At 64.6% G+C, this 19,100-nt stretch carries 20 protein-coding genes and 1 other RNA gene; 19 read left to right on the top strand and 2 right to left on the bottom strand.

All coding sequences use genetic code 11. The annotated features are described in order from the left end of the window. Positions 1–45 precede the first annotated feature (45 nt). From pilV to KVP70_RS27440, 15 genes are all read left to right on the top strand, one after another. A complete protein-coding gene (pilV, locus tag KVP70_RS27510; protein ID WP_229225129.1) occupies positions 46–600 on the top strand; it encodes a type IV pilus modification protein PilV in 555 nt (184 codons plus the stop codon). Beyond that, positions 597–1,538 carry a PilW family protein gene (locus KVP70_RS27505; protein ID WP_217945593.1) on the top strand — a complete coding sequence of 314 codons (942 nt, stop codon included), beginning with the start codon at positions 597–599 and terminating at the stop codon, positions 1,536–1,538. The genes pilV and KVP70_RS27505 overlap by 4 nt, the downstream gene beginning before the upstream one ends. Before the next feature lie 3 nt (positions 1,539–1,541). Further along, the gene (locus tag KVP70_RS27500; RefSeq protein ID WP_217945592.1) at positions 1,542–2,048 is read left to right on the top strand and encodes a pilus assembly PilX family protein; all 507 of its coding nucleotides are present in this window, start codon (positions 1,542–1,544) and stop codon (positions 2,046–2,048) included. Between the two features lie 9 nt (positions 2,049–2,057). After that, positions 2,058–4,223 carry a pilus assembly protein gene (locus KVP70_RS27495; protein WP_229225127.1) on the top strand — a complete coding sequence of 722 codons (2,166 nt, stop codon included), beginning with the start codon at positions 2,058–2,060 and terminating at the stop codon, positions 4,221–4,223. Further along, entirely contained in the window at positions 4,220–4,675 is a 456-nt protein-coding gene (locus KVP70_RS27490; RefSeq protein ID WP_217945591.1) for a type IV pilin protein, read from the top strand. Before KVP70_RS27495 ends, KVP70_RS27490 begins: the two co-directional genes overlap by 4 nt. Positions 4,676–4,685: 10 nt before the next feature. After that, positions 4,686–5,243 (top strand): GspH/FimT family pseudopilin, encoded by a 558-nt coding sequence (locus KVP70_RS27485; RefSeq protein ID WP_217945590.1) that lies wholly within the window; start codon positions 4,686–4,688, stop codon positions 5,241–5,243. A 7-nt stretch (positions 5,244–5,250) separates the two neighbouring features. After that, positions 5,251–6,348, top strand: a complete 1,098-nt coding sequence (gene ribD, locus KVP70_RS27480; protein ID WP_262311748.1) for a bifunctional diaminohydroxyphosphoribosylaminopyrimidine deaminase/5-amino-6-(5-phosphoribosylamino)uracil reductase RibD — start codon at positions 5,251–5,253, stop codon at positions 6,346–6,348. A gap of 10 nt (positions 6,349–6,358) precedes the next feature. Continuing rightward, positions 6,359–6,994 carry a riboflavin synthase gene (locus KVP70_RS27475; protein ID WP_217945589.1) on the top strand — a complete coding sequence of 212 codons (636 nt, stop codon included), beginning with the start codon at positions 6,359–6,361 and terminating at the stop codon, positions 6,992–6,994. 86 nt (positions 6,995–7,080) lie between these two features. Then, complete coding sequence (locus KVP70_RS27470; RefSeq protein WP_217945588.1) at positions 7,081–7,758, top strand: cupin domain-containing protein; 678 nt, start codon at positions 7,081–7,083, stop codon at positions 7,756–7,758. After that, positions 7,759–8,343 (top strand): TetR/AcrR family transcriptional regulator, encoded by a 585-nt coding sequence (locus KVP70_RS27465; RefSeq protein ID WP_217945587.1) that lies wholly within the window; start codon positions 7,759–7,761, stop codon positions 8,341–8,343. Positions 8,344–8,429: 86 nt separating this feature from the next. Beyond that, positions 8,430–9,200 carry an SDR family NAD(P)-dependent oxidoreductase gene (locus tag KVP70_RS27460; RefSeq protein WP_217945630.1) on the top strand — a complete coding sequence of 257 codons (771 nt, stop codon included), beginning with the start codon at positions 8,430–8,432 and terminating at the stop codon, positions 9,198–9,200. Positions 9,201–9,348: 148 nt separating this feature from the next. Continuing rightward, positions 9,349–10,458, top strand: a complete 1,110-nt coding sequence (gene ribBA / locus KVP70_RS27455) for a bifunctional 3,4-dihydroxy-2-butanone-4-phosphate synthase/GTP cyclohydrolase II (RefSeq protein WP_217945586.1) — start codon at positions 9,349–9,351, stop codon at positions 10,456–10,458. 26 nt (positions 10,459–10,484) lie between these two features. Further along, on the top strand, positions 10,485–10,973 hold the full coding sequence (gene ribH, locus KVP70_RS27450; RefSeq protein ID WP_026335219.1) for a 6,7-dimethyl-8-ribityllumazine synthase: 489 nt from the start codon (positions 10,485–10,487) through the stop codon (positions 10,971–10,973). A gap of 84 nt (positions 10,974–11,057) precedes the next feature. Next, complete coding sequence (nusB, locus tag KVP70_RS27445; RefSeq protein ID WP_008446744.1) at positions 11,058–11,528, top strand: transcription antitermination factor NusB; 471 nt, start codon at positions 11,058–11,060, stop codon at positions 11,526–11,528. Between the two features lie 200 nt (positions 11,529–11,728). After that, positions 11,729–12,307 (top strand): hypothetical protein, encoded by a 579-nt coding sequence (locus tag KVP70_RS27440; protein ID WP_217945585.1) that lies wholly within the window; start codon positions 11,729–11,731, stop codon positions 12,305–12,307. 58 nt (positions 12,308–12,365) lie between these two features. On the opposite strand, the gene KVP70_RS27435 is transcribed toward KVP70_RS27440, so the two are convergent. Further along, complete coding sequence (locus KVP70_RS27435; protein WP_229225125.1) at positions 12,366–13,256, bottom strand: transglycosylase SLT domain-containing protein; 891 nt, start codon at positions 13,254–13,256, stop codon at positions 12,366–12,368. Positions 13,257–13,749: 493 nt separating this feature from the next. Here KVP70_RS27435 and ubiD point away from each other — a divergent pair, with 493 nt between their 5' ends. Then, on the top strand, positions 13,750–15,234 hold the full coding sequence (gene ubiD, locus KVP70_RS27430; protein ID WP_217945584.1) for a 4-hydroxy-3-polyprenylbenzoate decarboxylase: 1,485 nt from the start codon (positions 13,750–13,752) through the stop codon (positions 15,232–15,234). Positions 15,235–15,249: 15 nt separating this feature from the next. Further along, positions 15,250–15,348: signal recognition particle sRNA small type (gene ffs, locus KVP70_RS27425), an RNA gene on the top strand. 55 nt (positions 15,349–15,403) lie between these two features. Here the strand turns inward: ffs and KVP70_RS27420 are convergent. Further along, positions 15,404–16,057, bottom strand: coding sequence for a hypothetical protein (locus tag KVP70_RS27420; RefSeq protein ID WP_217945583.1), 654 nt, complete (start codon positions 16,055–16,057; stop codon positions 15,404–15,406). A gap of 162 nt (positions 16,058–16,219) precedes the next feature. On the opposite strand from KVP70_RS27420, the gene dnaX reads away from it, so the two are divergent. Together dnaX and KVP70_RS27410 are read left to right on the top strand one after the other, a co-directional pair. Continuing rightward, entirely contained in the window at positions 16,220–18,736 is a 2,517-nt protein-coding gene (gene dnaX, locus KVP70_RS27415) for a DNA polymerase III subunit gamma/tau (protein WP_217945582.1), read from the top strand. Positions 18,737–18,773: 37 nt separating this feature from the next. After that, a complete protein-coding gene (locus KVP70_RS27410) occupies positions 18,774–19,100 on the top strand; it encodes a YbaB/EbfC family nucleoid-associated protein (protein ID WP_020705779.1) in 327 nt (108 codons plus the stop codon).

The raw sequence follows: 19,100 nt of genomic DNA, 5'->3' as shown, positions 1-19,100 counted from the left end.
CTGCTAACTTCTAGCACTGTCCTTGTCGACTTGCGGAGGTGTGCCATGCGCACACGCGCCTATATGCGTGGCTTTACGTTGCTGGAGATCCTGATCGCCGTGCTGTTGCTGGCGGTTGGCATCGTCGGCGGCGTGGCGATGCAGCTGGCGGCCCTGCGCATGCGGCATCAGGCGAGTCTGTTGTCGCAGGCGACTTACGTGGCGGCCGGTCTGGCCGAACGCATGCGCGCCAACGCCACGCAAATGCACCTGGCCGATGGCGCCAATCCCTATCTGATGCTGGACTACGATGCACTGGCCGAACCCGATCCGCCGGCGCCATCGGCCCTGTGCTATGGCGGCGCGTGCGACAGCGCGCAGTTGGCGATGTTCGATCTGTATGAGGCGAAAATTCAAGTCGGCCAGTACCTGCCTGCGGGCCGCATACTGGTTTGTCGTGACGGCAGCGGCAAGCTGGCCTGGACTTGCGGCGGCGCTGCTGGCGCGCCGGTGGTGGTCAAGGTCGGATGGCGCGGCAAGAATCCGGACGGCACGCTGCGCAAGGATGTGGGCGGCGGCTACGCGCCGGCCGTCGCCATGATGGTTGGAGCGACGCGATGAGCGCGCGCGGATGGACCGTCGTTGAGTTCGCCATCGCCGTGGCGCTGGGTCTGATCGTGACTTTGTTGGCCAGCGGCTTGCTGCTGTCGGCCGGCAGCAATTACCGCAATCACAGCCAGAACGCCGGCCTCAACGACGGTGGCCGCCATTCGCTCGACATCATGGCGCGGGCGATACGGCAAGGCGCCTATGTCAACTGGGATAGCACTGCCGCGCCGGTGGCGCTGGAAGCTGATGCGCCGGCATCCATTGCCGGACTGGACGCGCGCAGCATCAGCCGGGGCGGCGCGGATATCGCCGCGACCTTGCCGGCCGTGGCGCACGGCAGCGACGTGCTGGCCCTGCGCTTTTCCGGTTCGGGCGTGGGTGGCAACGGCGATGGTTCCAGCCTCAACTGCGCCGGCTTCGGCGTCGCCGTTCCCGACGCGGCCGATGCACGCGGCTGGAGCATCTTCTATGTCGCCGACGACGGCGCCGGCGAGGCCGAACTGCGCTGCAAATACCGTGGCGCTTCCGGCTGGGGCGCGGACGCCATCGTGCGCGGCGTCGATTCCTTCCAGGTGCTTTATGGGCTCGATACGGATACGCCGGCCGACGGCATTCCCAACGTGTATGTCAACGCCAGCCATATCAATGCGATGGATGCCGCGTTATTGCTGTCCGGCGCCACACCGGGCGAGCGCTTGCGCGACTTCCATCGCAAGACCTATTGGAAACGCGTGTGCAGCATCAGAGTGGCGCTGCTGTTGCACGGCGAGAGCAAGACCCGCGCGGATACCGCGACGACGCGGTTCGATCTGTTTGGCCCCGCGTATTCTGATGCGCACGGCGACGATGAAGGCGTGCGCATCGTGGAGGCGACGCTGCCGCCTGCGCTGCGCACGCGGGCGCGCCGGCTGGTCGGCATGACGGTGGCCTTGCGCAATCGGAGCGGCTAGCTGATGGCGGCGCAACGGCAGCGAGGCGTGGTTGTGTTGATGTGCCTGATGATGTTAATCCTGGCCATGCTGCTGGGCGTGTCGGCGGCGCAAATGAGCTTGCAGGGTGAGAAGGCGGCGCGTGGCGAGCGCGATCGGGATGTGGCGTTTCAGGCGGCGGAGGATGCCTTGGCGGATGCGGAACGTGATATCCGGAGCGGCACGGCGGAGGCCAGCGCTTGCGACAGGGCGCCGGTCTGGCAGCGGGTGGATTTGTCCGGCGCCGAGGACGGCGGCGCCTGCACGCTGGGTTACGGCGACCATACCGGCGCGGCGATGCTGACGGCCGAAGGCGTACTGCCGTTCAAGCGGCCGCGCTATGTGATCGAGCGCATGGAGTGCCATCAGCCGGGCGAGGACGCGTCGGCCGGCGGCGCGGCCGGCTATTGCTACCGCGTGACGGCGATCGGTTTTGGCGCCAGGCCCGGCACGGAGCTGGTCTTGCAAACGGTGTTCGTCAAGCCTGAGTGAGGAGGGGATATGCACATTGCAAACAGTGCCACGCTGCCCGGACATGGCCGGCGATGGTGGTGGGCGTGGATGGCGATCGCTGCGCTGTTGATGGTGCTGCCGATGCTGGCGGGCGGTGTACGCGCAGCGCCGCCGGTGCTCAATATCGCCAGCGAGCCGCTGACCGCCGCGTGCCGTGCCGGCGCACGGATCGCCGGTCCTTCGCTGCTGTTGGCGGCATCCACGGGCGCTGCGACGCCAGCCGGATCGGCAGGCGACCTGCTGAGCGCCACGCCAGACGCTAGCGATTGGGGCGGGCATGTTGAGCGCATCGCTTTGCCACCGGCAGGCGCTGCCTTGCCGGGTGCGGTCGCGGCGTTGTGGGATGCCGGCGCCATCCTGACCGGCGAACCGGGGCGCGCACCGATGCCCGAACCTGCGGCGCGCAAACTCTACACGTCCATCGTGCAGGCGGACGGCAAGCTGGAAGGCGTTCCCTTTACATGGCCCGCCTTGTCGGCGGCGCAGCAAGCCTTGCTTGACCAGGCACCGCCGCCGCATGCGGCCGCCGCCGACGGTCTGGGCGAGCGTCGCCTGGCCTACCTGCGCGGCGACCGCAGCGATGAAGGCGCTTTGTTCCGCCGCCGCAGCAGCGTGCTCGGCGATTCGATCGACAGCGCGCCGGTGCTGGTCGGACCACCGTCGGGCGCTGCGCGGGACGCAGGCTACCTGGCGTTTCGCGAGCGCCACAAAACCCGCCGCGCCACGGTCTATCTTGGCGCCAACGACGGCATGCTGCACGCCTTCGACGCCAGCACGGGCGGCGAACTCTACGCCTATCTGCCCAATGCCCTGATGCCGGTGCTGAACCGCTTGCCCAGCCTCGACTACGTACACCGCGCCTACGTCGACGGCCCGTCGTCCAGCGGCGACGCCCTGGTCGGCGGCAATTGGCGCACGGTCCTGGTCGCGGCCATGGGCGGTGGCGCACAAGGTGTGTTCGCGCTGGACATCAGCGATCCCGCCGCGTTGAACGAAAACGCCGCGCTGTGGGAATTTACCGACCGCGACGATCGAATGATGGGCAACGTCACCACGTTGCCGCAGCTTGCCAAGGTGCGCATCAGTCGTGGCGCCGACGTGCCCGTCTACCGCTACTTCGCCATCGTTGCCAGCGGCCTGAACAACTATGCCAGCGACGGCCATGCCAGCGGCGCGGGCAAGGGCGCCTTATTCCTGCTGGCGTTGGACAAGGCGCGCGATGCGCCGTGGACGCTCAACGTGAACTACTTCCGGCTTGTCACGCCGATCGCCGACCCATCGCTGGCCAACGCCCTGAGCGCGCCTGTGCTGGTCGCCGACCGCGATGGCGCGTTGAGCTATGCCTACGCCGGCGACCTGCAAGGCAATTTGTGGCGTTTTGACTTCAATACCTGGCCGGGCGCGGCCGCCAAGCCCTTGTTCGTCGTCCGGGATGCCGACGGCAGGCGACAGCCGATTGCGCAACAACCCATGTTGGCCTATGCCTCCGGCGGCGGCTACCTGCTACTGTTTGGCACGGGGATGCTGTTCGACCGGGCCGGCCTGGCGCCCGGGACTTTTAGCGCGCAATCGTTCTACGCCATCCTTGACAGCCTGTCCGTGCCGATGGACGCCGTTGCCGGCCGCCGCCAGTTGACCGAACGCGTGCTGGAGCCTTCGGCGGCGGACCTGTTCAGCATCAGCGGCGCGCAGATCGCGCCCGGCAGCAAAGGTTGGTATGTCGACTTTATGCAATCCGCGCGCACGGGCGAACGCAGCATCAGCAGCGGCAAGCTGGTGGGCGGTGAAGTCGCGTTCAATACGCTGCTGCCGGGGGCGGATAAATGTGACGCCGCGCGCAGCCGCACTTACGTGCTGGATGCGCTGAGCGGGCTGCCGGATGGTCACAGCACGGCGAGCATCATGCCGACCGCGCCTATCGTCGGCGTGCTGCAATCGACCTATACGGCCGTGCCCTCATTGGTGCCGCAATCGTCGCGCATTGGCCTGCCCGATCCGACGGGGCGGGTTGCGGTCGACAAGGACTATGCCGTGGTCAACGCGTCGGCGCGTGAGGTGACCGTAGTGGGCGGCGTCAAAGTGCGCTCGCGGTCCGGCCGGCTCAGCTGGCGCGAGGTGGCCAACTGGCGCGAGCTGCACGAGGCGATCAAATGAGGCCGGCGCGCCGACAGGGTTTCAGCATGATCGAATTGCTGATCGTGCTGGTGATACTGGCCGTGCTTGCCGCGCAGGTGGTGCCGGGCTTTCAGCAGCATGTTATCCGTGCGCGCCGCTCCGAGGCGCAGGCCGCGTTGCTGCAACTGATGCAGCAGGAAGAACGGTTTTTCACGCAGGCCAATACCTACATCGCCTTCTCGTCCACCATCACGGAACCGGAAGCCCGCCAGTTCAAATGGTGGAGCAGCAACGGCGCGCCGACCAGCGCCTATGAAATCGAAGGCAAGGCCTGTGATGGCGAACTGATCTCACAATGCGTGCAGTTGATCGCCACGCCGGGCACCGCGCTGGTTGACGCCAGCTTTCGCGACGACGATTGCCGGCAACTCAAGCTGACCAGCAGCGGCCTGCGCCTGGCGACCGGGCCGTCGGTTCATTGCTGGCCATGAGGACCGCGCGATGCGAGGCCATCCCTTCAGCGCCGCTTTCAGCCTGGTCGAATTACTGATCGTGCTGTTGTTGGCGACGATACTGCTCGGTGTCGCCGTGCCGAACTACCGGAGCGCGCTGGAGCGCCAGCAGTTGCGCGTCGCCGTCAACGACCTGGTGGCGGCCATCAACCTGACCCGCTCACACGCCATCGCCCGCGGCGGCCAGGTGCTGCTGGTGCCGCTGGAGCCGGGCGGCGCCGCCTGGCGCTTGGGCTGGATGGTCTTTATCGATGAGAACGGCAACCGCCGCCCCGACCCTGGCGAGTTGCTGTTGTTCCGGCATGGTGCGATCGCAGAGGGCGTCCGGTTCGCCTCGGTTTTTTCGTCGGGCGCAACGCCGCAATATCTTGCTTATAATGCTGCTGGGCGTGCCTGCAGCGCCGGCAACAGCCTGGCCGCGCGCTGGGGCACGCTGTCGCTGACGCAGGGCGACAGCACGCGCAACATCAAAATCAATATGCTGGGCCGGGTGCGCGTGTGCGATCCGGCGGTGGACGGGGCAAGCTGCACCAGCGCTATAGACTAAGGACAACGTGAACATCAGCAACGATCTCGAAGGCATGACGCTGGCGCTGGAGTGGGCCGCCAAGGGGCTGTACACGACCTCACCAAATCCGCACATTGGCTGCGTGATCGTGCGCGACGGGCTGGTGATCGGCGCCGGCGTGACCCAGCAGGCCGGCAGCGATCATGCGGAAATCCAGGCGCTGAAGGACGCGCAGGCGCGCGGCCACGACGTGCGTGGCGCCACCGCCTACGTAACGCTGGAACCGTGCAACCACCACGGCCGCACGCCGCCGTGCTCGGACGCGCTGGTGCGCGCCGGCCTGGGCCGCGTGGTGGCGGCGATGGAAGACCCGAATCCGCTGGTGGCCGGGCAGGGCATGGCCAAGCTGGCCGCCGCCGGTAGCGAGGTCAGCACCGGCTTGCTGGCCGAACAGGCCTACGAACTGAACATCGGCTTCTTCTCGCGCATGACGCGCGGCCTACCGTGGGTGCGCATGAAGACCGCCGCCAGCCTGGACGGCATGACGGCGCTGCACAATGGCGTCAGCCAGTGGATCACCGGGCCGGAAGCGCGCGCCGACGGCCACGCCTGGCGCGCCCGCGCCTGCGCCATCCTGACCGGTATCGGCACCGTCAAGGCCGACGATCCGCAGCTCAGCGTGCGCGCGGTGGCAACGCCGCGCCAGCCGCGCCGCATCGTCGTCGACAGCAAGCTCGATATCGATCCTTCGGCCAAGATCTTGCAAGGTGGCGGCACATGGATCGCGGCGGCGGTGGCCGACCCCGAAAAGGAGGCGGCGCTGCGCGCTGTCGGCGCGGAAATCATCCTGCTGCCCAATGCCTCCGGCAAGGTCGACCTGCCCGAGCTGATGCGCGAACTGGGCCGCCGCCAGATCAACGAGCTGCACGTCGAAGCCGGTGGCAAGCTCAACGGTTCCATGATCCGCGAAGGCTGCGTGGACGAGCTGCTGGTCTACCTGGCGCCTATGCTGCTGGGCGATGCGCAAGGCATGTTCGCCTTGCCGGCATTGACCGACCTGTCGCTCAGGCAGCAGTTGAAATTTCACGAGGTTAAGCAGATCGGTGAAGATTTGCGTATCCTTGCACGATTCACTCATCAATAAGAGCATACCCATGTTTACTGGAATTGTCGCCGCTATCGGCAAAATCGAATCCGTCACGCCGCTGGAAGGCGGCTCGTTCGCGGGCGTGCGCCTGAACATCAACGCCGGCGGCCTGCCGCTGGCCGACGTCGCGCTGGGCGACTCGATCGCCATCAACGGCGCCTGCATGACCGTGGTGGAGAAGGACGACAGCAGCTTCCGCGTCGACGTTTCGCGCGAAAGCCTGAACTGCACCGTCGGCCTCGACACGCTGACCGAAGTGAACCTGGAAAAGGCGCTGACGCTCAATGAGCGCCTGGGCGGCCACCTGGTGTCGGGCCATGTGGACGGCCTGGGCGTGGTGCGCAAGTTCGAGGGCGTGGGCGAATCGTGGGAGCTGGTGATCGAAGCGCCGCACGAGCTGGCCAAGTTCCTGGCCTTCAAGGGCTCGATCGTTGTCAACGGCGTGTCGCTGACGGTCAATCGCGTGACCGACATCGGCACCGGCAAGGACCTGGTCTGCCAGTTCTCGATCAACCTGATCCCGCACACCATCGCCATGACCACGCTCAAGCATCTGGTCGTGGGCAAGCAGGTCAACCTGGAGATCGACCTGATCGCCCGCTACGTCGAGCGCATGGTCTCGGTCGGCGCCGCCGGCAAGTAAGGGCCTCGCAACGCCCGGTGATCCGGGCGTTGACAGTGCCTCAAGTCTCGACTAGTATGCCTACCAACTAGTCGGTAAAGGATCTTATGAACATCAACTCAGATTACAGCCAGCGTGCCGTGGTGCAGTCGCGAGACTTGCCGTGGGTCGATTCGCCTGCGCAGGGCATACAGCGCAAGATGCTGGAACGCCACGGCGGCGAGGTGGCGCGCGCGACGTCCATCGTGCGTTATGCGCCAGGCAGCAGCTTCCCCAGCCATCTGCACGAGCTGGGCGAAGAGATCCTGGTGTTGGACGGCGATTTTATCGATGAATCCGGCAGCTACGGCGCCGGCGCTTACCTCAAGAATCCGCCGGGCTCGTCCCATGCGCCGGGCTCGGTCGGCGGCTGTACGCTGCTGGTCAAGCTGCGCCACATGGATGCGCACGATACGCAAGCCGTGCGCATCGATACCGGCGCGACGGCATGGCTGCCGGGCCTGGTACCCGGGCTGTCGGTGATGCCCTTGTCCGAGTTCGGCACCACCCATACGGCGCTGGTGCGCTGGGCGCCCGGCACCCGCTTCAACCCGCACCGGCACTACGGCGGCGAGGAGATCTACGTGCTGGAAGGTGTGTTCGAAGACGAGTTCGGCCGCTACCCGGCCGGCACCTGGCTGCGCAGTCCGCACCTGAGCGCGCATCAGCCGTTCAGCCGCGAAGGCTGTATCATCCTGGTCAAAGTCGGGCACCTGCCGAGTGCCGATCACAAAGAGAGCCAGTAAATGAAGCATTTTTCCGAGATGTCCGAGTCCGCGCTGCGGGTGGTCGATGCGGCCGAGGGCCTGATCCAGGAGCGCGGCTACAACGGCTTTTCCTATGACGACGTGGCCAAGCTGGTCGGCATCAAGAAGCCCAGCATCCACCATCACTTCGCGACCAAGGGCGATCTGGCGACCGCGGTGGCGCAGCGCTACACGCATCGCTTCCGCGAGCAGCTGCTGCGCATCGAGGTCCAGCACGCCAGGGCGCCGGATCGCCTGACCGCCTACGCCACGCTGTTCGAAAACACCTTCGCCGCCGAGCATCGTCTGTGCGTCTGCGGCATGCTGGGGGCGGAGGCCAAGTCGCTGCCAGACGGCGTGGCGCACGAGGTCAGCCGCTTCTTCGAGGCCAACACCGATTGGCTGGCGATGGTGATCACCGAAGGCCAGCGCGCACAGCAACTGCGTGCGCAGCCGGAGGCGCGTGCGCTGGCGGATGCTTTCCTGGCCACGCTGGAAGGCGCGATGATCGTGGCCCGCTCGGTGCGCGGCGCGCGCGGTCCGGCCGGCGTAGCGCAAACTTATCTGTCGACGTTGCTGGCCTGACGACCGGCGGCGTTCCGTGCCGGCGCTTGCCGGCATTTTTTAGCTGTCAAAACCTACCAACTAGTTGGTAACTTGCGAGGTGAATGATGCATACATTGAATGGCAGGAAGTTGTTGGTTGTCGGCGGCACCAGCGGCATGGGGCTGGAAACGGCGCGGATGGCGCTGGAGCAGGGCGCCAGCGTGGTGATCGTCGGCCATCGCCCGGAGAAAACGGCGGCGGCGCGCGCCGCGCTGTCGGAGCTGGGCACGGTAGCCGCGCTGACGGCCGATCTGGGCAGCGCGCAAGGCTTGCAGCGTCTGCTGGACGCCATCGATGACGGGCACCAGGATGTCGACCTGCTGGTGAATGCCGCCGGCGTGTTCTTCCCCAAGCCTTTCCTCGAACATGGCGAGGCGGACTACGACCAATACCAGGCGCTGAACAAGGCTTTCTTCTTCGTCACGCAGAAGGTGGCTGCCAACCTGGTGAGGGCTGGTCGTCCGGGCTCCATCGTCAACATCGGTTCGATGTGGGGCAAGCAGGCGATCGCCGCAACGCCGTCGTCCGCCTATTCGATGGCCAAGGCCGGCCTGCACGCGTTGACCCAGCACCTGGCGATGGAGCTGGCGTCGCGCCTGATCCGCGTCAACGCCGTGTCGCCGGCGGTGGTGGAGACGCCGATCTACGAGGGTTTCATCCCCAAAGCCGAGGTGCATGGCGCGCTGCAAGGCTTCAACAGCTTCCATCCGATCGGCCGCGTCGGCACGCCGCGCGATGTGGCCGAAGCGATCATGTTCCTGCTGTCGGACAAGGCGTCATGGGTCACCGGCGCGGTGTGGGATGTTGACGGCGGCGTCATGGCTGGCCGGGTCTAGCCGGATTTGTGCTGGAATGTTGATATTTTATCCAGAGGGAGCCTTCTAAAGCCGGCCATTTGGCGGATAAAAGCGGGCTTTTGCGGTGGGGCGGGCGTAAATCCTTTAAAATAGCGCCCTGTTCTAGCTCCGCTACAAAGGATTAAAAATGTCAATTTCCAGCACCGAAGAAATCGTCGCCGAATTGCGCGCTGGCCGCATGGTGATCCTGGTCGACGAAGAAGACCGGGAAAACGAAGGTGACCTGGTGCTCGCGGCGGATTTTGTGACGCCTGAAGCCATTAATTTCATGGTCAAGCATGCGCGCGGCCTGGTCTGCCTGACCCTGACCGAAGAGCGTTGCGACCAGCTGAACCTGTCGATGATGTCGGCCCGTAACGGCACCGCCTTCGGCACCAATTTTACGGTGTCGATCGAAGCGGCCGAGGGCGTGACCACCGGCATCTCGGCGGCCGACCGCGCCAAGACCATCCAGGTCGCCGTCGCCAAGGACACGCAGCCGTCGGACATCGTCCAGCCCGGCCACATCTTCCCGCTGAAGGCGCAACCGGGCGGCGTGCTGATGCGCGCTGGCCATACCGAAGCCGGCTGCGACCTGACCGCGATGGCCGGCCTGACGCCAGCCTCGGTGATCTGCGAGATCATGAAGGACGACGGCACCATGGCGCGCCTGCCGGACCTGCTGGAGTTCGCCAAGGAACACGGCCTGAAGATCGGCACCATCGCCGACCTGATCCACTACCGCAGCCGCAACGAGTCGCTGGTCGAGAAGATCGGCGAGCGTCCTTTGAAGACCGCCCAGGGCGACTTCCGCATGATCGCCTTCCGCGACAAGCCGAGCGGCTCGGCCCACCTGGCGCTGGTCCACGGCGATATCGAGAAGAGCAAGGAAACCCTGGTGCGCGTGCATCAGCCGGTGTCCATCCTGGATATCCTGGAATCGGAAGCGACCACCCACTCGTGGAACCTGTCGTCGTCGCTGGCGGCGGTCAAGGCGTCCGAGCGCGGCGTGATCGTGCTGCTCAACTGCGAGGAAACGGCGGAGCAGTTCTTCGCCCAGTTCGACGCGCTGGGCAAGCCGGAAACCAAACCGAAAGGCCGCGCGGCCAGCATGGACCTGCGCAGCTATGGCATCGGCGCGCAAATCCTGCGCGAAGTCGGCGTCTGCAAGATGCAGCTGCTGGCCAGCCCGCGCAAGATGCCGTCGATGACGGGCTTCGATCTGGAAGTGACCGGCTACATGGCCAAACCACAGTAATTCAACCAACATACAAGAGGCACTCCATGACTGTAGGAAGCTACGAAACCAATTTGTCCGGCGACGGACTGCGCATCGGCATCGTTCAGGCCCGTTTTAACGAGGATGTCTGCCACGGCCTGCTGTCGGCTTGCCTGGCCGAACTGAAGCACCTGGGCGTGGCCGACGAAGACGTGCTGCACGTGGCCGTGCCGGGCGCGCTGGAAGTGCCGCTGGTGCTGCAGAAGATGGCCGAGTCGCAGCAGTTCGACGCGCTGATCGCGCTGGGCGCGGTGATCCGTGGCGAAACCTACCACTTCGAGCTGGTCTCGAACGAATCGGGCGCCGGCATCACCCGCATCGGCCTCGATTATGGTATTCCTATCGCTAACGCGATCCTGACCACCGAGAACGACGAGCAGGCCGAAGCCCGCATGGCCGTCAAGGGCGCCGATGCGGCGCGCGTGGCGGTGGAGATGGCCAATCTGACCATCGCGCTGGAAGAGCTGAGCCAGGACCAGGGCGACGACGAGTAAGCATAGGTAGGAAACGGCGCAGTGTGCCGGTATGCGCCGGCGCACTGAGCCGGATTTTGACAGTATTTAAGAACAGGTATAACCATGACAGATAAAATTTTGCACGCCAACCCTAGCAAGAACCGTACGCCGCGCCACCGCGCGCGTGAGTTTGCGTTGCAGGGTTTATATCAGTGGCTGCTGAACAATGAAGACGCATCCACCGTGGTCAACAACATCCGCGCCGCGCACGGCTTCGACAAGGCCGACGGCGACCACTTCACCGTGCTGCTGTACGGCGCGATCAAGGATTCGGTCGCTCTGCGCGAAAGCTTCGCGCCGCTGGTCGACCGCGGCGTGGGCGAACTGTCGCCGATCGAGCACGCGGTGCTGCTGATCGGCGCGTTCGAGCTGAAGAACAACCTGGAAATCCCTTACCGCGTCGTCATCAACGAAGCGGTCGAGCTGACCAAGTCCTTCGGCGGTATCGACGGCCACAAATATGTCAACGGCGTGCTGGACAAGCTGGCCGCCCGCGTCCGTCCTGACGAAGTCGCCGCCGACAAAAAACGCTAAGCAGCGTTCGGTACTGTCTAAAGCCACCCAAGGTATCTTGTGGTGGCTTTTTTTTATTTGGGTTTGACGGGGAAGGGGCTGCGCCGCAGAATCCGTTGACTTAAAATCAATGTCGAGGGCGCATCATCGAACTGCATAACCTGAACCGGCCGCCGGCCTGGCGTCGCCGTGGCTGGCTGGCGCTGATCGCCGGCGCGCATTTGCTGGCCTTTATCGGCTGGCGCGCGCCCGAGCGGCCTCTGGCGGCTTCTGTGGGCCGCCATGAGGCCATCACATATATCCTGGCGCCGGCGCCCAAGGCGGTTGCCCAGCCCAAACCGGTCAGGGAGGCGGTCGCGCCGCGCATGACCTTGCTGCCGCCCGTGCAGCAAGCGCAGCCAGTTCAGCCGCCGGCGCAAGCCCCGCAAGCCATCACGCAGACCACGCCGCCTCCGGACCCGTTTGCACAACCGCCCGCCAAGCCGGCCGAGGATCTGCTGCAACGCTCACTCAACAGCGCTGCCGCCGTCGATCGGCAACTGCGCAAGGAAGCCTGGAATCCACGCGACAAGAAGATTGCCAACGACACGACGGCGCTGGCAGCCAAGCTGGGAGGCGCCTATGCCGGCGACAACGGCACCACGCTCGAGAATTTCACCACGCCCGACGGCCGTCTCATGACGCGCGTGCGCTCGGCCGGCGGCAGTTATTGCGCGGTGATGGAGTCCAATTCGCTGACCGGTGGCCGCGATCCCTTCCGGGACGGGGTTAAAACCAAGGTCAGCACTTGCCCGCGCTGATGCGCCAAGCGTAAAAAAGCCACCTCGCGAGGTGGCTTAGTTGTCTTGAGGCCTGAAATCAGAGGCCGGCGATCTGGGTGCCGCTGACCGACTTGTCTACCGCCGCGACCGGCGGGGTAGGCTTGACTGGCGCTGCTGCCATCATTGGGGTGATGGTCGGCACTTTCTTGCCTGCCGAAACTTGCTTCAGGCGCTGGTACTCGGCCAGCACTTTCGAGCCGTAGCCGTCATCATGTTCGAACGCCGCGGCGCCGACATAGATCTTCAAACCAGCTTCGACCGAGCCACCACGGGTGACGTAGTCCTTCAGTATCAGCGAACCGACACGGATGTTGGCCACTGGATTGAGTGCGGCTTGCAGGCCGCCCATTTCCTGGAACTTGTCGTGGTGGATCTTCGACATCACCTGCATCAGGCCTTGCGCGCCGACCGGGCTTTCCGCGAACGGATTCAGGCCCGATTCAATCGCCATCACCGCCAGGATCAGCAGCGGGTCGAGTTTGATCTCGCGCGCCGTCAGGTAGGCGGTGGACACCAGCATGTTGGCGGCGTCGCCCGCTACGCGGTAACGCTTGGACAGCCAGGATGTGACCCATTGCTGCTGCTTCTGCGTGCCCAGCAGGGCTTTTTCTTCGGCGGTCAGCGGTGCGGTGCTGGCGGCCGGGGTGGAAGCCGGGGTTTCCATCAGCGACGACAGGGGAGGCGCCACGACGGCAACGGCTTCGATTTCCGGTTCGTGGTTCAGGCTGTTGCTCAGTGCCTTGGCCAGGTCGGGACGGACAAACAGTACTGCCATCACTACTAAAGCGGTCACACCCAGAATGGTCAGCGTGTGTTGGGCGGTGGTCAACACGCCTTTTGCCGATACGCGAGTCGTGGAAATCCACGCTGCTGGCTGGCGAGCCATGGTGCGGGCAAACTGCGTTGCACCGATAAAACGATTGTTCATAGAATTCCCCTGGAATGTCCGTAAAAGCGGGTCCCCGCCAGCGTCGAACGCAGCTAACCGGGTGCTAATGCCGTGCATCAGAAATATCATCGTCCGTCGCCGCTGGGAGCGCGCGTTGGACGCCGTCATTGCTTGCTAGAGCTGATGTTTCCCTGTGGTATTCGATCAGTCGCAATACAACTTCTTTCGGGGGTAAGGCAGACGCCTTTTGAAAACACTCCTTAAAATGTCATGTGGAGCCCCGACTCCGTGAATGAATAAGCAACACATTTATGTGGTCCGCGTTTCCGGAATATCCCGTGCTGAACCGTGTTCTCTTCAAGTAGGGCAAATTGTAGAAGCCGTTTTATATCAAGTCAATACTAACGCCAATCAAAGCTATAACTTTTAAATCTTACTTTTTTGCTTGTATTGCGCCTAAAACCAATAAAATCAACTACTTGACCTGTCTTTTTAAACAGTATGCTGCGTTGTAAGAAAAAATTAAAAAACGATGAAATATTCTGATTTGCGAGATTTTATTTCTCAACTGCAACGAATGGGCGAACTTAAGCCTATTTTGGTGCCCGTTTCACCATATTTGGAGATGACCGAGGTCTGCGACCGCACTTTGCGGGCCGCCGGCCCGGCTTTGCTGTTCCAGAATCCGACCGGACACAGCATGCCGGTGCTCGGCAATCTGTTCGGCACCGAGCGCCGCGTGGCGCTGGGCATGGGCGCCGACAGCGTGGGCGAGCTGCGCAAGATCGGCCACGTGCTGGCGCGCCTGAAGGAGCCGGAACCGCCCAAAGGCTTCAAGGACCTGATGGGCATGGGCTCGCTGGTGAAAGCCGTGTGGGACATGGCGCCCAAGGAGTTGCGCGGCGCGCCGTGCCAGGAGATCGTCTGGGAGGGCGCCGATGTCGACCTGTCGAAGTTGCCGATCCAGCATTGCTGGCCGGGCGATGTGGCGCCTTTGATTACCTGGGGCCTGGTGATTACCAAGGGTCCTAATAAGAAGCGCCAGAACCTGGGCATTTATCGCCAGCAGGTGCTGGGGCCGAACAAGGTCATCATGCGCTGGCTGGCCCATCGCGGCGGCGCGCTGGACTTCCGCGAGCACGCCATACAGAGCAAGGGACAACCGTATCCGATCTGCGTGGCGCTGGGCGCCGATCCCGCTACTATATTAGGCGCGGTGACGCCGGTGCCGGACAGCCTGTCCGAATACCAGTTCGCCGGCCTGCTGCGCGGCAGCCGCACCGAGCTGGTCAAGGCCATCGGCAGCGAGCTGCGCGTGCCGGCGTCGGCGGAGATTGTGCTGGAAGGCCATATCTATCCTGATGAAAACCATCCGAGCGGCTACGAGCATGCGCTGGAAGGCCCGTACGGCGACCACACCGGCTACTACAACGAGCAGGACTCGTTCCCGGTGTTCACCATCGACCGCATCACGATGCGCCGCGATCCCATCTATCACTCGACCTACACCGGCAAGCCGCCCGACGAGCCGGCCATCCTGGGCCTGGCGCTGAACGAGGTGTTCGTGCCGCTGCTGCAGAAGCAGTTCCCGGAGATCACCGATTTCCACCTGCCGGCCGAGGGCTGCAGCTACCGCATGGCGGTGGTGCAGATCAAGAAGCAGTACGCCGGCCATGCCAAGCGCGTGATGTTCGGCGTGTGGAGCTTCCTGCGCCAGTTCATGTACACCAAGTTCATCGTGGTGGTCGATGAAGACGTCAACCTGCGCGACTGGAACGAGGTGATCTGGGCCATCACGACCCGCGTCGATCCGACCCGCGACACCACGCTGGTCGACAACACGCCGATCGACTACCTGGACTTCGCCTCGCCGGTGAGTGGCCTGGGCAGCAAGATGGGCATCGACGCCACCAACAAGTGGCCGGGCGAAACCACGCGCGAGTGGGGCACCACGATCAGCATGACGCCCGAGGTGAAGGCACGGGTGGATCAGATTTGGCAGGAGTTGGGGCTGTAGGTTATAATTGATCCCGGCGGGCCCCTGCGCATTGTGGCATGGCTAACCTGGTCAGGTCGGGAACGAAGCAGCCACGGCTATTAACCATAAGTGCCGCAGATCAGGCTCGCCTCCTTCGGGAAAATGAAAAAGCTGCCAAGGGCAGCTTTTTTTATTTGGTCTTCTTCGGTTACTCGTCATCCAGCGCCGCTTCCAGCGGCCGTTCCGACGCCACCATCAGCGGGTTCTCCTTCAGCAGCGCGGCGTCAGGCTTGAGCTTGATGAGGTTCTTCGCATCCGTGTTGTAGGCGGTGGCCCCCACCTTCAGCTGCGCCGGCTTGCTGAACTTGAACACCACCGTTTTCACGTTCGGGACGAACATGCTCATGGCCCCTGCGACCTTCTTGATGCCGGCGTTCATCTGGCCTATGCTGCCCATGACTTGCGCGTAGTTCCACTGCGTACCTTCAGGCAGCAGCGCCAGCACCTCCAGCGCGACCGCGGACTTTTCTTCCTTCGGCAGGCTGGTCATGATCTTGGTGTCGTCGGTCATCCACTTGGGATTGGGCACCAGGGCCATGCGGAAGTCGCCCGACAGCGGCGGCAGCTGTTGACGCTCGCCGCCATGGACCACGGTCAGCACGACATCGGACGGCTTGTAGTTCTTGTTCTTGGGCTTGACGGCCAGGAAAACGCTGAGCTTGTCGCGCTCTGCGGCGGGCAGGGCGTAGAAGCGGTCGATGCGCGTATCCTCGACCAGCTTCTTATATGGCACCCATTCGCGTTCGTCGGCGTGGGCGGCGATGGACAGCAACAGCAACGGCAGCAGGACAAGTTTTTTCATATATTTTCATGTTAAAAGAAAAACACATTGTAGGACAGTCCGCTCCAATTACCCAATCCGGCCACGCCTTGTTACAATTGCCGTTTTGGCGACCCTGCGCCGCATCTTATTAGCTGAGCAGGATAGGCCCTTTGCACCCGCTATCTACGGTAAAATCCCAGCATGTCCTATCAAGTCCTCGCCCGTAAATACCGCCCCAAGAATTTCGAAACGCTCGTCGGCCAGGAGCACGTCGTGCGCGCGCTCACGCACGCCTTGCACAGCGGTCGCCTGCACCACGCCTATCTGTTCACCGGAACGCGCGGGGTCGGCAAGACCACCTTGTCGCGCATCCTGGCCAAATCGCTCAATTGCATCGGCCCGGACGGCACCGGCGGCATCACGCCGACCCCGTGCGGCGTGTGCGAAGCCTGTACCGCGATCGATGCCGGCCGCTTTGTCGACTACATCGAGATGGATGCGGCGTCCAACCGTGGCGTCGACGAGATGGCGCAGCTGCTGGAGCAGGCGGTGTACGCGCCGAGCAATGCGCGCTTCAAGGTCTATATGATCGATGAGGTGCATATGCTGACCAACCACGCCTTCAACTCGATGCTGAAGACGCTGGAGGAACCACCCGAGCACGTCAAGTTCATCCTGGCCACCACCGATCCACAGAAGATCCCGGTGACGGTGCTGTCGCGCTGTCTGCAGTTCAATTTGAAGCAGATGCCGCCCGGTCACATCATCGGCCATCTGGATAACATCCTGGGGCAGGAGGGCATCACCTTCGAGGCGCCGGCCCTGCGTCTGCTGGCCGCCGGCGCGCACGGTTCGATGCGCGACGCGCTGTCGCTGACCGACCAGGCGATCGCCTACGCCGCCGGCGAGGTGACGCTGGACGCGGTACAAGGCATGCTGGGCGCGCTGGACCAGTCTTACCTGATCCGTTTGCTCGATGCGCTGGCCGCGCAGGATGGCGCGGACCTGCTGGCCGTGGCCGACGAGATGGCCACGCGCAGCCTGTCCTACAACGGCGCCTTGCAGGACCTGGGCACCTTGCTGCACCGGATCGCGCTGGCGCAGACGGTGCCGGCCGCTTTGCCGGACGATTTGCCGGAGTATGCCGACATCGTGCGCCTGGCCGGCGCTTTCGATGCGGAAGAAGTGCAGCTGTATTACCAGATCGCCGTGCATGGACGTAATGAATTGGGCCTGGCGCCGGATGAATATGCGGGCTTCTCGATGACCTTGCTGCGCATGCTGGCCTTTCGGCCCGGCGTAGGCGGGGCCGAGGGACAACCGGCTGCGGCGCCAGCGCTGTCGCGTCCGGCGGCGGTGGCGGCGGCACGCGCCGCGGCGGCGCCGCCTGCGCGCGCGGCTGCGCATATGCAGGCCAGCCATGCCAGTGTGACGCCGGCAGCGGTGCTCGCCGGTGCTGCCGCCGCGATGGCGCGCGCCGAGGCGCCTGCTCCGGCGCCGTACGCGGCTCCGGCTGCACAGACCCCGCCAGCCAGTGCGATGCCGTCTGCGCCGGTTGCACCACCAGCGCCGGCGCCGGTTGCTGCGGCGCCAGCGCAGGCCGAAGCTCCGGCAGCTCCGGTAGCACCTGCCGCGCCGATTAGTACGGCGCGGGCCGCGATCAATGCGGCATTGGAAGCGGCACGTGCGGCATCCAAGCCGGGTGCGCGTTCGTCGTCGGCAAGCTCGGCGCCTGCCGCTTCGGCGCCAGTGGCGTCGCCGGCTGCCGCGCCAGCAAGTGCGGCGCCTTCCCAGCCGCAGATGCCGAGCGCGTCCTCGCAGCCGCAGGCGCCGAGCGCCGCATACACGCCGCCTGCCGCGCCGAGTGCGCCGGTTGCGGTCGCGCCATCGCGTCCTGCGCCGTGGGATGACATGCCACCGGCAAGCACCATGGGCGGCGATGCGCAAGCGGCTGTGCTGGAAGCACCGGTGCGCCAGGTCGCACCTCAACAGGTCGCGCCGCAAGCCGCGCCCGCCGCCAAGCCTGCCCAGCAGCAGGCAGACGAAGAGGATGACCTACCACCCTGGGTCACTGAATTTTCCGACGATCGCGCGGTAGCGCCGGCCCAGGCCTACGCGCCTGCGCAGCCGCCATCGCACAGCCCGTCGCAGGCTCCATCGCACACGTCGTCGCACGCGCCATCGCACCATCAGGCGCCGCCACCGCTGGCCTACGCCGACGAGGCGCAAGCCGTCGTCATGCCGGCCCGCGCCGCGCCGGCGCCGGCCAAGGCGCCGCACGCCTACGTCATCACGCCGGTGCCGGAACTGGACTGGGACGGCAACTGGCCGGCCGTGGCCGCCGCCTTGCCCTTGCGCGGCGTGGCCCAGCAGCTGGCCATGCAGGCCGAACTCATTGAATGCCGCATGGACGGCAACGCGGTGGTCTTCAACGTCCGCGTGCCGATCGAAACCTGGCGCACGCCCGGCAACGTCGAAAAGCTCACGGTCGCGCTGACCGAACGCTTCGGCCGTCCGGTGCGCGTGGATACCGAGCTGGGCGCCGTCTGGTACACCGCCAGCGCCGAAGCGCAGGCGCACCGTGAAGCCTGCCAGCGCGCCGCCGAGGACACCGTCGCCAACGATCCCTTTGTGAACAGCATGATCCGCGAGTTCGACGCCTGGGTGGTGCCGGGTTCCATCACGCCACCGCCAGCCGTATCGGCTGCGGCCAACTGATCACATCTTTCACTTTCAATCTACGGAGAACACCATCATGATGAAGAACCAACTGGCCGGCTTGATGAAGCAAGCACAAGCAATGCAGGACAACATGAAGAAGGCGCAGGACGCACTGGCCCTGATCGAAGTCGAAGGCCAGTCCGGCGCCGGCCTGGTCAAGATCGTCATGACCTGCAAGAACGACGTCAAGCGCGTCTCGATCGACCCGTCGCTGCTGGCCGACGACAAGGACATGCTGGAAGACCTGGTCGCCGCCGCCTTCAACGACGCCGTGCGCAAGGCCGAAGCCACCTCCGCCGAAAAGCTGGGCGGCCTGACCTCCGGCATGAATCTGCCGGCCGGCTTCAAGATGCCTTTCTAA

The organism is Duganella violaceipulchra (assembly GCF_019166075.1).
GTDB lineage: Bacteria > Pseudomonadota > Gammaproteobacteria > Burkholderiales > Burkholderiaceae_D > Rugamonas > Rugamonas violaceipulchra.
The sequence above is the reverse complement of the archived record's forward strand: the minus strand, read 5'-3'. Positions and strand labels throughout refer to the sequence as shown.

Coding starts and splice junctions, on each gene's coding strand:
- pilV (WP_229225129.1), top strand. CDS start 46: ATGCGCACACGCGCCTATATGCGTGGCTTTACGTTGCTGGAGATCCTG.
- KVP70_RS27505 (WP_217945593.1), top strand. CDS start 597: ATGAGCGCGCGCGGATGGACCGTCGTTGAGTTCGCCATCGCCGTGGCG.
- KVP70_RS27500 (WP_217945592.1), top strand. CDS start 1,542: ATGGCGGCGCAACGGCAGCGAGGCGTGGTTGTGTTGATGTGCCTGATG.
- KVP70_RS27495 (WP_229225127.1), top strand. CDS start 2,058: ATGCACATTGCAAACAGTGCCACGCTGCCCGGACATGGCCGGCGATGG.
- KVP70_RS27490 (WP_217945591.1), top strand. CDS start 4,220: ATGAGGCCGGCGCGCCGACAGGGTTTCAGCATGATCGAATTGCTGATC.
- KVP70_RS27485 (WP_217945590.1), top strand. CDS start 4,686: ATGCGAGGCCATCCCTTCAGCGCCGCTTTCAGCCTGGTCGAATTACTG.
- KVP70_RS27475 (WP_217945589.1), top strand. CDS start 6,359: ATGTTTACTGGAATTGTCGCCGCTATCGGCAAAATCGAATCCGTCACG.
- KVP70_RS27470 (WP_217945588.1), top strand. CDS start 7,081: ATGAACATCAACTCAGATTACAGCCAGCGTGCCGTGGTGCAGTCGCGA.
- KVP70_RS27465 (WP_217945587.1), top strand. CDS start 7,759: ATGAAGCATTTTTCCGAGATGTCCGAGTCCGCGCTGCGGGTGGTCGAT.
- KVP70_RS27460 (WP_217945630.1), top strand. CDS start 8,430: ATGCATACATTGAATGGCAGGAAGTTGTTGGTTGTCGGCGGCACCAGC.
- ribBA (WP_217945586.1), top strand. CDS start 9,349: ATGTCAATTTCCAGCACCGAAGAAATCGTCGCCGAATTGCGCGCTGGC.
- ribH (WP_026335219.1), top strand. CDS start 10,485: ATGACTGTAGGAAGCTACGAAACCAATTTGTCCGGCGACGGACTGCGC.
- nusB (WP_008446744.1), top strand. CDS start 11,058: ATGACAGATAAAATTTTGCACGCCAACCCTAGCAAGAACCGTACGCCG.
- KVP70_RS27435 (WP_229225125.1), bottom strand. CDS start 13,256: ATGAACAATCGTTTTATCGGTGCAACGCAGTTTGCCCGCACCATGGCT.
- ubiD (WP_217945584.1), top strand. CDS start 13,750: ATGAAATATTCTGATTTGCGAGATTTTATTTCTCAACTGCAACGAATG.
- KVP70_RS27420 (WP_217945583.1), bottom strand. CDS start 16,057: ATGAAAAAACTTGTCCTGCTGCCGTTGCTGTTGCTGTCCATCGCCGCC.
- dnaX (WP_217945582.1), top strand. CDS start 16,220: ATGTCCTATCAAGTCCTCGCCCGTAAATACCGCCCCAAGAATTTCGAA.
- KVP70_RS27410 (WP_020705779.1), top strand. CDS start 18,774: ATGATGAAGAACCAACTGGCCGGCTTGATGAAGCAAGCACAAGCAATG.